Raw genomic sequence first — 12,707 nt, 5'->3', positions numbered from 1 at the left:
ATTTTGTGGTAATGATTATAATGCGGGAAGCAAAGGCTTACGCGCTTTGTTCTTCCTTGTCAGCGACTGCTTTAACTGCAAGCGCGAAGTTGCGCATTGGAGCTTGAAGTACGCTAAGCAGCATAGACAGCAAACCTTCACGGGAAGGAAGCTCAGCCAGTGCTTTCAGTTGGTCCGCATCGATGACACGGCCTTCCACAACGCCACCCTTAAGTTTCAGAGCATCGTTCTTTTTAGCGAAATCGTTTAGAATCTTAGCGGCTACTACTGCGTCTGTTTCGCTGAAAGCGACCGCTGTAGGACCAGTCAGAACGGCATCGAGTTCAGTCAGTTCAGCCGCAGCTGTTGCACGACGAACCAATGTGTTCTTCAGGACTTGAAAATCAACCCCAGCTTCACGAAGCTGCTTGCGCAGTTCAGTCACTTGGGCAACGTTCAATCCGCGGTAGTCCGCAACAACAGTAGAAACACTGTTTTGCAGTTTGCCGGTAACAACATCAACCGCGTCCTGTTTAGCTTGGATTACTTTTGCATTTGCCAATTGTATACACCTCCTGAAAAATTATGTTACGGCGATTATTCCCGAGGGAACCACGCCGTCCTACGCAGGCATTAGAAAAGCCTCCGCAGATTCACGAAGGCTTGATAAAACGATAGTGGTCCGGCAAGCGCCATACACTTCTTGTTTCTATCACAACACCTCGGTAGGGAATTAAGCCTCACGGCACCTACTGTCTACGGTAAGCATATTCAAGTTGAAGAATGATCACCTTAAAGTTCACAACTGTTACAGATTATCAAAGATGACCCAGAGAGTCAACCTTTATTTATCTGAAAGCAGCTGCATTCACACGAGCGCTCGGTCCCATAGTAGACGAAATTGCGATGCCTTTAAGGTATACACCTTTAGCAGCAGCTGGTTTCGCACGGTTCAGAGCATCGATCAGGGATTTAAGGTTTTCGTTCAGTTGTTCAGCATTAAAAGACACTTTGCCGATAGGCGCGTGAATTTGGCCTGCTTTATCGAGGCGGTATTCGATTTTACCGGCTTTAATTTCTTGAACAGCCTTAGTAACATCGAAAGTAACTGTGCCGGCTTTAGGGTTAGGCATGAGACCTTTACCACCAAGCAAACGACCAAGTTTACCAACTTCACTCATCATATCAGGTGTAGCTACGCAGACGTCGAATTCAAACCAGCCCTGTTGGATCTTGTTGATCATATCCTGATCACCTACAAAATCCGCGCCAGCAGCTTCCGCTTCTTTCGCTTTTTCACCTTTTGCAAATACAAGCACGCGTTGTGTTTTGCCTGTGCCGTGTGGCAGGACAACAACACCACGTACTGCTTGGTCTTGTTTACGCGGGTCTACACCCAGACGAACTGCTGCTTCAACGGTTTCGTCGAATTTCGCAGTGGCTGCCTTTTTCACAAGCTCTACAGCTTCTGAAGGCTCGTAAGTCGCTTCGCTATTGATCAGCTTAGCAGATTCCTGGTATTTCTTACCATGTTTAGCCATGAAAATGTTCCTCCTTTGTGGTATTAGCGGAAATTCCTCCCACATATTGCGGTCATGTAAGACCGGTTCACCGAAGACATATTAGTCTTCGATTGTAATCCCCATACTGCGGGCAGTACCTTCAACCATACGCATTGCAGCTTCGATAGATGCAGCGTTCAGGTCGGGCATTTTTGTTTCAGCGATTTCACGAACCGCTGCGCGGCCCAGCTTCGCTACTTTTTTCTTGTTTGGTTCACCGGATCCTTTTTCTACTTTCGCAGCAATGCGAAGCAGAACGGCAGCCGGAGGAGTTTTGGTGATGAAGGTAAAGGAACGGTCTTCAAACACTGTAATTTCAACCGGAATGATCAGGCCAGCCTGGTCGGCAGTACGAGCGTTGAATTCCTTACAGAATGCCATGATGTTGACACCTGCTTGACCTAACGCCGGACCTACTGGAGGCGCTGGATTCGCTTTCCCTGCAGGAATCTGCAGTTTCACCATTTTAATAACTTTTTTAGCCATGAGTGACACCTCCTTGCAAAAATAGTGGTATTCGAACACTAAATAGTGTTCTCCCACAAGAAACCCTTGCGACTGTTATATTTTCTCCACTTGAGTAAAATCCAACTCCAGCGGGGTTTCCCGTCCAAACATGTTGACATGCACTTTGATCTTGCTCTTATCAGCCAAAATTTCTTCCACAGAGCCCACAAAATTCGCAAAGGGACCAACCATAATACGTACGGATTCCTTAATTTCGAAATCAATCTTCGTTTTAGGTTCAACCATGCCCATATGCTTCAGAATTTGTTCAACTTCTTCCGGAAGCAGAGCGGTAGGTTTGGACCCGGAACCTGTCGAACCAACAAATCCGGTAACGCCCGGCGTATTGCGGACTACATACCATGAATCATCAGTTTGAACCATTTCGACCAAAACATAACCAGGGTAAACTTTACGCATAACGGTTTTTTTCTTACCGTCCTTGTTTACCAGTTCTTCTTCCATAGGAACAAGAACACGGAATATTTTGTCTTCCATGCCCATGGACTCAACGCGTTTTTCCAAATTGGCCTTTACCTTATTCTCATACCCGGAATAGGTATGAACAACATACCATCTTTTTTCCATACCAAGCCACCTGGGACCTCTCTAAATAATCCTTTCGATCACAGCGGAAATACCGATGTCCAGAACCCAGAAGTAAAGAGCGATTACTACAATTGTACCGAGAACGATCAATGTATAGTTTTTCAATTCCTTACGGCTAGGCCAGCGAACTTTTTTGAGTTCACTCCAGCTCTCAGTGAAAAAGGAAAACAAAGACTTGAAACTACGTTTCACGCCGACTACACCTCCAAAGACTATCTGGTTTCGCGATGAGGAGTTTGCTCGTTACAGAACTTGCAAAATTTCTTCATCTCCAAGCGGTCGGGGTGATTTCGCTTGTTTTTGGTTGTCGCATAGTTTCTTTGTTTGCAACTTGTACAAGCCAAAGTGATAATTACCCGCATGATGTGCACCTCCCGAAGACGTCCCTCTAACTTTGAAATTAGAAGACGCAAATATTGATCCTAAAAAAAGCCGCGAATTTAGGCCTACCTAAAACACTTTAGCATAACGTCAACCTCTGTGTCAACGAAAGTTTTCCCCATCGCATTGGGTAATTTCGGGTGCTTAAGCCTTATTACGTACGTAGTCTCTGGCCTTACCTTTTTACGCCAATCACTGTCCATCCTGTAAGATCAGAATCCATAATTGCATGAACCCTCTTCAGATCCTCCAGGAGAATCTGCCGTTATAGCCCGCCGATAAAACGAAGGTCTTCTTTTTTCGGAATGACTTATCCATTACTACTTATCATTATGGAGCATTTGCACTGTCTATAAACCTGCTGTCAACGGCAACGGACTACAATCTCGTGTCAATTCAATAGAACACTCTCAAAACACTAAAAAAAGACTCGATGTCCGAGCCTTTCCCGTACAGTATATCATCAATTGTCACGCACTTCCAGATATCTTTCCAATTTACGTTTCACTCGCTGTAAGGCATTGTCAATTGACTTTACATGACGCTTCAAATCCTCAGCAATCTCCTGATAGGACCGTCCGTCTAGATAGAGCATTAGAACCTTACGTTCCAGATCACTCAGAATCTCGGCCATCTTATCTTCCAGACCAATGAACTCTTCCTGGTTAATAATCAATTCTTCCGGATCAAGCACCTGTGTTCCACAAATGACATCCATCAGCGTCCGGTCAGAATCCTCATCGTAAATTGGCTTGTCCAATGAGACATAGGAATTGAGCGGAATATGCTTCTGGCGGGTAGCCGTCTTAATTGCGGTAATAATCTGACGGGTTATGCAGAGCTCGGCAAACGCCTTGAATGAAGAAAGCTTGTCGCCCTTGAAATCACGAATCGCCTTGTATAGGCCTATCATGCCTTCCTGTACGATATCTTCACGGTCTGCCCCAATCAGAAAATATGAACGGGCCTTGGCACGGACAAAATTGCGGTACTTGTTAATTAAATGCTCCAATGCGCCACTGTCGCCACCACGGAAGATCTCGACAATTTCTTCATCGCTTATGAAATCATACTCGGACAGCATTATTTCCTTGAGGTCGACACTCACCAAGAATCCCCCCGGCTGCAACGCAAGACACATCGTTACTTCGCGAAATATAGGATCAGTATATATTATGTTACCTTACACCGTCAACCGCAGATTGTCCAAAATCAATCTTCAATAACATATTATGGTACTTTTAACGAAAACGCTTCAATTTCCGTCTCTTTACTGACGGCGCCAGTCCTCCAGCCGTTTGCGAACTTCAGGCGGCAGTTTTTCTTCCAGTGAATGCCTAGTAGAGCTAATGCTCCCGGGCTCGATTGCCTTCTTGACCTGCCTCTGGTTCTCTTCGATCTCCAGCCGCAGCTCCCGGGCGGATATCCGTAGCGCTCCCTGCGCAAAGATGACATGCTGCTCCACAAAATCGCTGGTTGCCACGTAAATCTGCCGTCTGCGGTGATTGAACTCACCGACCAGCCGCTCAATGCATTCATCTGCCGTTTCTTTTTCCTTGGTGAAGAACACCTGCACTTTCCCCTGCACAAAGGATCTGCCAAGTCCCGGCACACGGTACGCATCAAAAACGGCTATGACACGCAGCCCGGAAAACGCCTGATAATCAGCCAGCATATCCAGCAGCCGGTCGCGCGCTCCCTGCATTCCTGTAAGTGACAATGCGGCAAGATCAGGCCAGCCGCCAATCATATTGTAGCCATCCACAAGAAGAATATCGCGCCAGTCGGCCATAGCTATCCTTGCTGATGCCGGCGGCGCAGCACCTCATACATAATAACGCCTGCGGCAACTGAAGCATTTAGTGAATTGATCTTCCCGGCCATCGGCAGCTTCAGCAGCACATCGCACTTTTCCCGGATCAGACGGCCCATTCCTTTATTCTCATTCCCGATTACCACAGCTACCGGACCTGTAAATATATCAGAGGCATACAGATTCTGATCCGTATCCACATCGGTTCCGACTACCCAGACCCCAAGCTCCTTGAGGCGGTCAATGGTCTGTCCGAGGTTGGTTACGCGTGCGACTGGTACATATTCAACAGCTCCTGCAGAGGTTTTGGACACCGTCGCCGTGATTTGCGCAGACCGCCGTTTCGGCACAATAACTCCGTGCACACCGGTGCAGTCAGCTGTTCGAAGGATGGAGCCTAGATTATGCGGATCCTCGATTTCATCGAGTAAAATCAGAAACGGCGGCTCTCCTTTAGCTTCTGCCGCTGCCAAAATGTCTGCAACCTCTGCATAGGCAAAGGGTGCCGCTTGTGCTACTACCCCTTGGTGCTGTACTCCAGGCGCAAGCTGGTCCAGCTTTCTTTTATCCACATGCTGGATCACAATCCCCGCTTTACGCGCTTCAGCAATAATGGGTGCTGTTAAGTGCTTTTGCGCTGTTTCGGCGATCCATATCTTATTGAGTGTACGACCGGCACGAAGCGCTTCAAGCACTGAATGCTTGCCCGCCAATATTTCCTCTTCTGTCCTTAATTCTTCCATGTTCATGCCTCCTGTTCTAATATCTATACCCTTATAGCCTTACTTAGGCCGGTTCATCATATACTGTATACTGCTGTCAACGAGTTCCTGGATTCGGGCTTGCTGGCCCGTGTAATACAAATGACCGATTAGGCACTCAAAGGCAGTAGCATGGCGGTATTCCAGCACATCTGCATTTTTGGGAATGGTCCCGGATTTGGCATTCCGTCCTTGCCGGGCGACATCCTTCTCTTCATCCGTAAGCATCGGCTCCAGATAAGAAAGGATTGTGCTCTGCGCTTTGGCCGAAACCAGCCCAGTCGCTGTACGGTGCAAATGATTCGGACGCAGATTCGGCAGCGAGATCAAATACTGGCGAACCGCCACTTCATAGATAGCATCTCCTGCGTACGCCAGAACCAAAGGAGAGAGGAGTCGGGCTGGCTTGGAGGGCTCATAGGGAAACCAGGCACTCTCCAGATTAAATGGCCCGCTCATTTGCGTCGCCACCGCATTCCTTGCGGAGTATCCTCTAGCAGGATGCCCATTGCATTCAGCTCATCACGGATCTCATCGGAGCGTCCCCAGTTCTTGTTCTTGCGTGCTTCTGCACGTTCAGCGATTAGTCTTTCTACTTCTTCTCCAGCAACCTCTTCCTCAATCTCCGGTGTCAGGCGCAGCACAGCATTCATTTCGGCAAAAGCTTGCAGCAGCGCCGCGAAGTCCGCAGACAGCGCTTCTGAATTCGCAAGCGTATTGTTCGCAAGACTTACCCAGTCAAACATAGCAGTAATGGCATCAGGAGTGTTAAAGTCATCCTGCATTTTGGCATGGAAATTGGCTACAATGGCTGCCAAACGCTCTGTGATCTGCTCGCTTGCCTGACCTTTGGACCCTTCTGGATCAAGCTCAAGCCGGTGCTTCACATTGCTCTCCGCAAGTGCGATACGCTCAGCGCTTTTTTCTGCGGACAGCATAGATTCTTCAGTAAAATTCAGCGGATTGCGGTAATGGGTGGAAAGCATAAAATAACGGATCGTCCCTGCTTTGAAGCGCTGGCGGATATCCTTCACCAGCAGACCGTTGCCGAGCGATTTCGACATCTTTTCATCGCCGATGTTAATGAACCCGTTGTGCATCCAATAGTTAGAGAGCGGCTTGCCGCTCAACGCTTCAGTCTGAGCGCATTCGCACTCATGGTGCGGGAACTGCAGATCCTGTCCGCCGCCATGAATATCAATCGTGTCACCAAGAAACTCACGGGCCATGGCCGAGCACTCGATGTGCCAACCGGGACGTCCATCTCCCCATGGGCTGTGCCAGTAGATTTCTCCTGGCTTGGCTGCTTTCCAGAGGACAAAATCCTCGGGCTTTTCTTTGCGTGAGTCTACTTCCACCCGAATACCGAAGTGCAGTTCCTCCAGATTCTGGCGGGACAGCTTGCCGTAATTAGAAAATTTGGATGTACGGTAATAGACGTCACCACCATTTTCATAGGCATAGCCCTTTTCCTCGAGCTCCTTAATGAACTCGATAATCAACTCCATGCTCTGCGTAACCCGGGGATTCATCGTCGCTGGTTTTACACTAAGCCCTGCTAGATCTTCCCAATAGGCATTGATAAAGATTTCCGCAACCTCAGCTACTGTAGTGTTCATCTCCTCGGCCTTGCGGATCAGCTTGTCGTCGACATCCGTGAAGTTGGTCACATAATTGACTTCATATCCTATTTTCTCCAAATAGTTCCGGACCGTATCAAAAACAATTACGGGTCTGGCGTTTCCGATGTGCATATAGCCATAGACGGTTGGACCGCATACGTACATTTTCACCCTGCCTGATTCCTGTGGGACAAATTGTTCCTTACTGCGCGTCATTGTGTTGTAGATTTGCAATGCCATGTTTGTTCCCAATCCTTTCTGCTTGACCCCGGCTTCTGCCGAATTCCGGTATGCTTAAATTTCATAATCACCGATATACTGCTGGCTTTCCAGGCGGCGCTGCTCTTGTTTTTGTTTGTCCTCTGTACCTAGCTTTTCTCTGATTTCTTCGATCTCTTTCTGTAAAAAACGCAGGGAATCGATCAGCGGATCCGGCATTTGGGTGTGATCGAGCCTGTCAGATACCCGTTCGCCATTTCGTTTAACCACCCGCCCAGGATTACCCACAACAGTACTGTTGCTTGGCACTTCACGAAGAACAACCGAATTGGAGCCGATATTGCAATTATCACCGATCCGGAACGATCCCAGTACTTTCGCACCGGAGCCAATCACAACATTGTTGCCTACGGTTGGGTGACGTTTCCCTTTTTCTTTACCCGTTCCCCCGAGAGTGACTCCCTGATAGATAATCACATCATCCCCGATTTCGCAGGTTTCTCCGATTACGATACCCATTCCATGGTCAATGAACAGCCGATTGCCAATCGTTGCCCCCGGATGGATTTCAACACCGGTCATAAATCTGCTGATCTGGGAAACGACGCGTGCAAGTGTAAACCAGCGCCGTTTATATAAAGAGTGGGCTATCCGGTGTGCCCAAATGGCATGAAGTCCGGCGTAGGTGAAGACAACCTCAAACCAGCTGCGGGCTGCGGGATCGTTGTCGAATACTGCCCGAATGTCCGACTTGATATACTTAAACATCACGGTTCCCCTCTTCTTTGACTTCCCCGCCTCCTGTTTACAGGTACGCATAAGGAAGGTATTGTCTACAACCCACGTTCTCTCTCTATTCATAAATTTCAACAAAAAACGCCCCTGCAGCATAAAGCTGCAGAGACGTTTAACCGTGGTCCCACTCTGCTTGGACTTCGCATGATTCACCGGATTCACATTTCACAGCCAGTAAGTGCTATTGTCCCTCTTGGCGTCTGTAACGGCAACGTTCCCGGCGCGGTCTAACATCCCATTGCAGGAACGCTCAACCGAGCAGCTCACAGGCGCATATTCAGCGGCAGACAAATGAATAACTCCCAGCCTGCAAAGGGAAAATCCCTTAGCGGTTATTCTCTCTGGTAATTGTCCTTGTACGCATACTTTTCCTGATCCCAGCTATTATCATATACTTCTATCTTAGCTAAAAGACAACGGACTGACAAGGGGTTCATCTTCCGGTTACTTCCTTTTAAGCCCCTTTGATCTGCGATTTCAGACGTTCGATGACCCGGCTACGGCCCAGCAGAACTATCGTCATATTCAAATCACGTCCATGTGTTTGTCCGGTTAAAGCGACACGGATCGGCATAAACAGCGCCTTGCCTTTATGTCCCGTCTCTTTCTGTACTTCTTTAATCAGGACGGCCATGTTGCTGGCAGTAAAGTCGTCAGTAGCTTCCACCTTATTCAGGAAAGCGGACAGGACTTCAGGTACCTGGCTTTCGGCCAGAATCTGGGCAGCTTCTGTTTCAAGCTCCACATGACTGCGGAAAAACAGCTCGGACAGCTCCACGATGTTCGATGCAGAAGTCATCTGCTCCTGATACAGAGCAACCAGACTTTCCGCCCAGGCCTGCTGTTCCTCACCAAGCGTTTCCGGCAATCTTCCGGCTTTTTGCAAATGTGGAATAGCCAGAGCCGCGATACGCTTTGGATCCGCGTGCTTGATGTAGTGGTTATTCAAATGCGACAGTTTGTTGGTATCGAATACGGCCGGACTCTTGGATAGACGGTTTGCCGTGAAGATGGAGATCAGCTCATCTTTGCTGAAAATCTCCTCTTCGCCCTCCGGTGACCAGCCCAGCATTGCGATAAAGTTGAACAGTGCCTCAGGCAAATAGCCCAGCTGATCGTACTGCTCAATGAACTGAATAATGGATTCGTTGCGTTTGCTCAGCTTCTTGTGGTCATCACCGACAATCAGGGTCATGTGTCCAAACAGCGGCGCTTCCCAGTCCAGGGCTTCATAAATCATCAATTGGCGCGGTGTATTCGAGATATGGTCTTCCCCGCGTAATACATGAGTGATTTCCATCAGATGATCATCCACAGCCACAGCGAAGTTATAGGTTGGTATTCCATCCTTCTTCACAATGACAAAGTCGCCCATTTCCTTGGTATTAAAAGAAATGCTGCCCTTAACGATATCATCAAAGGTATAAGTGCGGTCTTCAGGCACACGGAAGCGGATACTTGCTATACGTCCTTCTGCTTCATAGGCCTGGCGCTGCTCTACAGTCAAATTCCGGTGTTTGCCGGAATAACGTGGAGTCTCACCTCTAGCGGTCTGTTCTTCACGTTCCGCTTCCAGCTCTTCTTCTGTGCAGTAACAGCGGTATGCAAGACCACGGTCCAGCAGGTCCTGCCAGTATATGCGGTACAGATCCAAACGTTCTGTCTGGCGATATGGCCCGTATTCACCACCGATATCGACACTCTCATCCCAATCCATTCCCAGCCATTTCAAATATTTGAGCTGGCTTTCTTCCCCTTCAGCAATATTACGCTTTACGTCCGTATCTTCGATCCGGATAATGAATTTGCCGCCCAGATTACGGGCGAACAAATAATTGAATAACGCCGTTCTGGCATTTCCGATATGTAAATGTCCCGTAGGGCTTGGTGCGTAACGCACCCGGACTTGACCCGTCATGTCATTCCCTCCGCTTCATAATGGTTAAAATTAGGCTGCAAACAGCCATCTCAAGATGATATCACATCTTGGAGCAGACAGACAATAGATTGTGCTGCTATCCCTTCTCCACGTCCGGTAAAGCCAAGCTGTTCGGTAGTGGTTGCTTTGACATTCACCTTCGATGTCTCGGCTCCCAGTGCCTTAGCGATAACCTCAGTCATTTGCGGAATATAAGGTGCCATCTTAGGCTTTTGGGCAATAATTGTAGAATCAATATTCCCTAGCTTATAACCGCGTTCACGGGCAAGCGCCCATACATGCTCCAGCAGTTTCAGACTATCAGCATCCTTAAAGGCCGGGTCCGTATCGGGAAAATGTCTGCCGATATCGCCAAGTCCCAAGGCTCCCAGAATAGCGTCGCTAACTGCATGCAGCAGCACATCGGCGTCAGAGTGCCCAAGCAGTCCTTTTTCATAAGGAATAGTGACACCGCCAATAATGCACGGCCTGCCTTTCACCAGCTGATGTACATCAAAACCTTGTCCTACAGCAATCATGTTTGTACCTCTCCCCTGTTTCTTTGTGTAAATTCAGCGAAATCCAGATCCTCCGGTGTAGTGATCTTAATGTTTGCGTAACTTCCCTCCACGACAGCAACCGGAATACTGCTGCGCTCCGCGAGACTCGAATCATCGGTGCCGAGAAATCCGTCCCGCTCTGCCGACTCATACGCCATAATCAGTTCGGACAGACGAAAAGTCTGCGGGGTCTGAATCGCCCACAGACTTCGCCGATCGGGTGTGGATAACACTTTGCCATCTCTGTCCACCTGCTTGATCGTATCTTTTACCGGTACAGCAAGCACTGAGGCACCGATCTCTTTGGCATGCTCGTAACAGGCAGTAATTTCTTGCTCCTGCACAAATGGACGGACACCGTCATGAACCATTACCCAGGTGGTCCCCAGTTTTCTCAGACCTAGATGAACAGAATGCTGACGTTCGGATCCTCCAGTTACTACAGACGACACTTTGTCGAGCTTGTAGGCCTTTATCCACGCCCGGCAGCGATCCACATCCTCTTGGCCCGTAACCAGTACGATTTCAGAGATGAGCGGATGCCGTTGAAACACCTCCAGGGTATGAACGATAATCGGTTTCCCCTGCAGCAGCAAATATTGCTTGCTCTCTACAGTCCCCATTCTTGTTCCTCTGCCCGCCGCGACAATCACGGCGCCTACACTGTTTGACATTCTGCCCTTCTCCTGCCCTTCACGTATACCCCCATCATAACGTGTTTGGCGGCTATTTCCAACCCATTGGAGAAGCTTTCACTGCTTTGAAACCGTTTATTGCGCTTTTTCCATCAGCTTCGGCTTGGCAAATATCATGCGTCCCGCCGAAGTCTGGAGCACACTGGTTACCAGAACCTCCATAGTTGTACCGATGTATTCGCGGCCGCCTTCGACCACAATCATAGTTCCGTCATCAAGATAGGCAACCCCTTGCCCATGCTCCTTCCCATCTTTAATAACCTGGACAATGATCTCTTCACCTGGCAGCACCACCGGTTTCACCGCATTGGCCAGATCATTGATATTGAGAACCGACACTCCTTGCAGTTCACACACCTTGTTAAGGTTAAAGTCATTGGTTACTACCTTGCCCCGCAGCACTTTAGCCAGCTTAACCAGTTTGCTGTCCACTTCGGAGATCTCTTCAAAATCACCTTCGTAAATCAGCACCTTCACATCCAGCTCTTTTTGGATTTTGTTGAGGATATCCAGTCCGCGACGCCCGCGGTTGCGTTTCAGCAGATCCGATGAATCGGCGATATGCTGCAGCTCCTCCAGTACGAATTCCGGAATTACGATGGTTCCCTCAATGAAACCCGTCTTGCAGATATCGGCGATCCGTCCGTCTATTATGACGCTTGTATCCAGAATCTTATGCTCTTCCAAGCCGCGCCCTTCCGGTTCTGGAGCCTGTCCCCAGCGCCCGGTTGTCCATAAAGAAGCCAGCTCTTCTTTCTTTTCCAGCCCGATCCGGAGCCCCATGTACCCAAACGTAAGCGTAGCAGCGACCTGCAGCAGCTCTCCTGCCTTTCCAAGCCAAACCATGGCAGGATATAGCAGCAGGGACAAGAGAAGGCCTCCCGTAAGCCCAGCAGCGCCTGCAGCCAATTCATTCATGGGGATGCGCGAACAATACAATACCGCCTCCCGCAGTTTAGAACCTCCCCATTCCGCGCATAAAGTCCCCGCAAACAAAAAAATAATGGCTCCCAGCACCGCAAACAAAATGCTTCCCTGCACAGGCAAGCTATCACCCAGTTTTCCCATTCCCTCCGGGAATCCTCTTTCTGCCGCATGGTATAGCGTATAACCTGACCAGGCTCCGCAAAGTGCTGCAAGCATCAAAATCAATTTTTTCCACATTACCTCAGGCACCTCCTTATTATTCATCCTAAAATGATCTATACATCACCAGTATGTTCCAATTTTTAGGACGGTAATCCGGAGGAGCGTTATTTTTTCTGACACTGAACATTATCGTTGCT

General features: G+C 48.6%; 16 protein-coding genes and 1 other annotated feature. All 16 genes read right to left on the bottom strand.

The annotated features are described in order from the left end of the window. Nucleotides 1–37 precede the first annotated feature (37 nt). The 16 genes from rplJ to ACTJKB_RS29230 all read right to left on the bottom strand — a co-directional run bounded on the left by rplJ (nucleotide 38) and on the right by ACTJKB_RS29230 (nucleotide 12,585). Nucleotides 38–541, bottom strand: a complete 504-nt coding sequence (gene rplJ, locus ACTJKB_RS29305; protein ID WP_440837809.1) for a 50S ribosomal protein L10 — start codon at nucleotides 539–541, stop codon at nucleotides 38–40. A gap of 64 nt (nucleotides 542–605) precedes the next feature. Beyond that, nucleotides 606–759 (bottom strand) — a sequence feature (ribosomal protein L10 leader region). Between the two features lie 68 nt (nucleotides 760–827). Beyond that, nucleotides 828–1,520, bottom strand: a complete 693-nt coding sequence (gene rplA / locus ACTJKB_RS29300) for a 50S ribosomal protein L1 (RefSeq protein WP_074086516.1) — start codon at nucleotides 1,518–1,520, stop codon at nucleotides 828–830. Nucleotides 1,521–1,601: 81 nt separating this feature from the next. Further along, nucleotides 1,602–2,027, bottom strand: a complete 426-nt coding sequence (rplK, locus tag ACTJKB_RS29295; RefSeq protein ID WP_020427083.1) for a 50S ribosomal protein L11 — start codon at nucleotides 2,025–2,027, stop codon at nucleotides 1,602–1,604. A 75-nt stretch (nucleotides 2,028–2,102) separates the two neighbouring features. After that, nucleotides 2,103–2,636, bottom strand: coding sequence for a transcription termination/antitermination protein NusG (gene nusG, locus ACTJKB_RS29290; protein WP_440837808.1), 534 nt, complete (start codon nucleotides 2,634–2,636; stop codon nucleotides 2,103–2,105). A 21-nt stretch (nucleotides 2,637–2,657) separates the two neighbouring features. After that, complete coding sequence (gene secE / locus ACTJKB_RS29285) at nucleotides 2,658–2,849, bottom strand: preprotein translocase subunit SecE (RefSeq protein ID WP_019908206.1); 192 nt, start codon at nucleotides 2,847–2,849, stop codon at nucleotides 2,658–2,660. Between the two features lie 20 nt (nucleotides 2,850–2,869). Next, entirely contained in the window at nucleotides 2,870–3,019 is a 150-nt protein-coding gene (gene rpmG / locus ACTJKB_RS29280) for a 50S ribosomal protein L33 (RefSeq protein WP_074086515.1), read from the bottom strand. 482 nt (nucleotides 3,020–3,501) lie between these two features. Then, complete coding sequence (gene sigH / locus ACTJKB_RS29275) at nucleotides 3,502–4,146, bottom strand: RNA polymerase sporulation sigma factor SigH (protein WP_019908203.1); 645 nt, start codon at nucleotides 4,144–4,146, stop codon at nucleotides 3,502–3,504. A 162-nt stretch (nucleotides 4,147–4,308) separates the two neighbouring features. Further along, nucleotides 4,309–4,830 (bottom strand): NYN domain-containing protein, encoded by a 522-nt coding sequence (locus tag ACTJKB_RS29270; RefSeq protein ID WP_440837807.1) that lies wholly within the window; start codon nucleotides 4,828–4,830, stop codon nucleotides 4,309–4,311. Nucleotides 4,831–4,832: 2 nt separating this feature from the next. Next, the gene (gene rlmB, locus ACTJKB_RS29265; protein ID WP_074086513.1) at nucleotides 4,833–5,594 is read right to left on the bottom strand and encodes a 23S rRNA (guanosine(2251)-2'-O)-methyltransferase RlmB; all 762 of its coding nucleotides are present in this window, start codon (nucleotides 5,592–5,594) and stop codon (nucleotides 4,833–4,835) included. A 39-nt stretch (nucleotides 5,595–5,633) separates the two neighbouring features. Then, entirely contained in the window at nucleotides 5,634–6,071 is a 438-nt protein-coding gene (locus ACTJKB_RS29260) for a Mini-ribonuclease 3 (protein WP_440837806.1), read from the bottom strand. After that, complete coding sequence (gene cysS, locus ACTJKB_RS29255) at nucleotides 6,068–7,474, bottom strand: cysteine--tRNA ligase (protein ID WP_440837805.1); 1,407 nt, start codon at nucleotides 7,472–7,474, stop codon at nucleotides 6,068–6,070. Before cysS ends, ACTJKB_RS29260 begins: the two co-directional genes overlap by 4 nt. A gap of 54 nt (nucleotides 7,475–7,528) precedes the next feature. Beyond that, a complete protein-coding gene (gene cysE / locus ACTJKB_RS29250) occupies nucleotides 7,529–8,221 on the bottom strand; it encodes a serine O-acetyltransferase (protein WP_074113302.1) in 693 nt (230 codons plus the stop codon). 481 nt (nucleotides 8,222–8,702) lie between these two features. Then, entirely contained in the window at nucleotides 8,703–10,166 is a 1,464-nt protein-coding gene (gene gltX / locus ACTJKB_RS29245) for a glutamate--tRNA ligase (RefSeq protein ID WP_440837804.1), read from the bottom strand. A 50-nt stretch (nucleotides 10,167–10,216) separates the two neighbouring features. Next, nucleotides 10,217–10,705 (bottom strand): 2-C-methyl-D-erythritol 2,4-cyclodiphosphate synthase, encoded by a 489-nt coding sequence (gene ispF, locus ACTJKB_RS29240; protein WP_440837803.1) that lies wholly within the window; start codon nucleotides 10,703–10,705, stop codon nucleotides 10,217–10,219. After that, complete coding sequence (gene ispD, locus ACTJKB_RS29235; protein WP_440837802.1) at nucleotides 10,702–11,400, bottom strand: 2-C-methyl-D-erythritol 4-phosphate cytidylyltransferase; 699 nt, start codon at nucleotides 11,398–11,400, stop codon at nucleotides 10,702–10,704. Before ispD ends, ispF begins: the two co-directional genes overlap by 4 nt. Before the next feature lie 96 nt (nucleotides 11,401–11,496). Next, nucleotides 11,497–12,585 (bottom strand): PIN/TRAM domain-containing protein, encoded by a 1,089-nt coding sequence (locus ACTJKB_RS29230; protein ID WP_440837801.1) that lies wholly within the window; start codon nucleotides 12,583–12,585, stop codon nucleotides 11,497–11,499. Nucleotides 12,586–12,707: the final 122 nt, after the last annotated feature.

It is taken from the genome of Paenibacillus sp. 22594, from assembly GCF_052044425.1.
Taxonomy (GTDB): Bacteria; Bacillota; Bacilli; order Paenibacillales; family Paenibacillaceae; genus Paenibacillus_AQ.
This window is presented reverse-complemented; position numbering and strand designations above follow the sequence as displayed.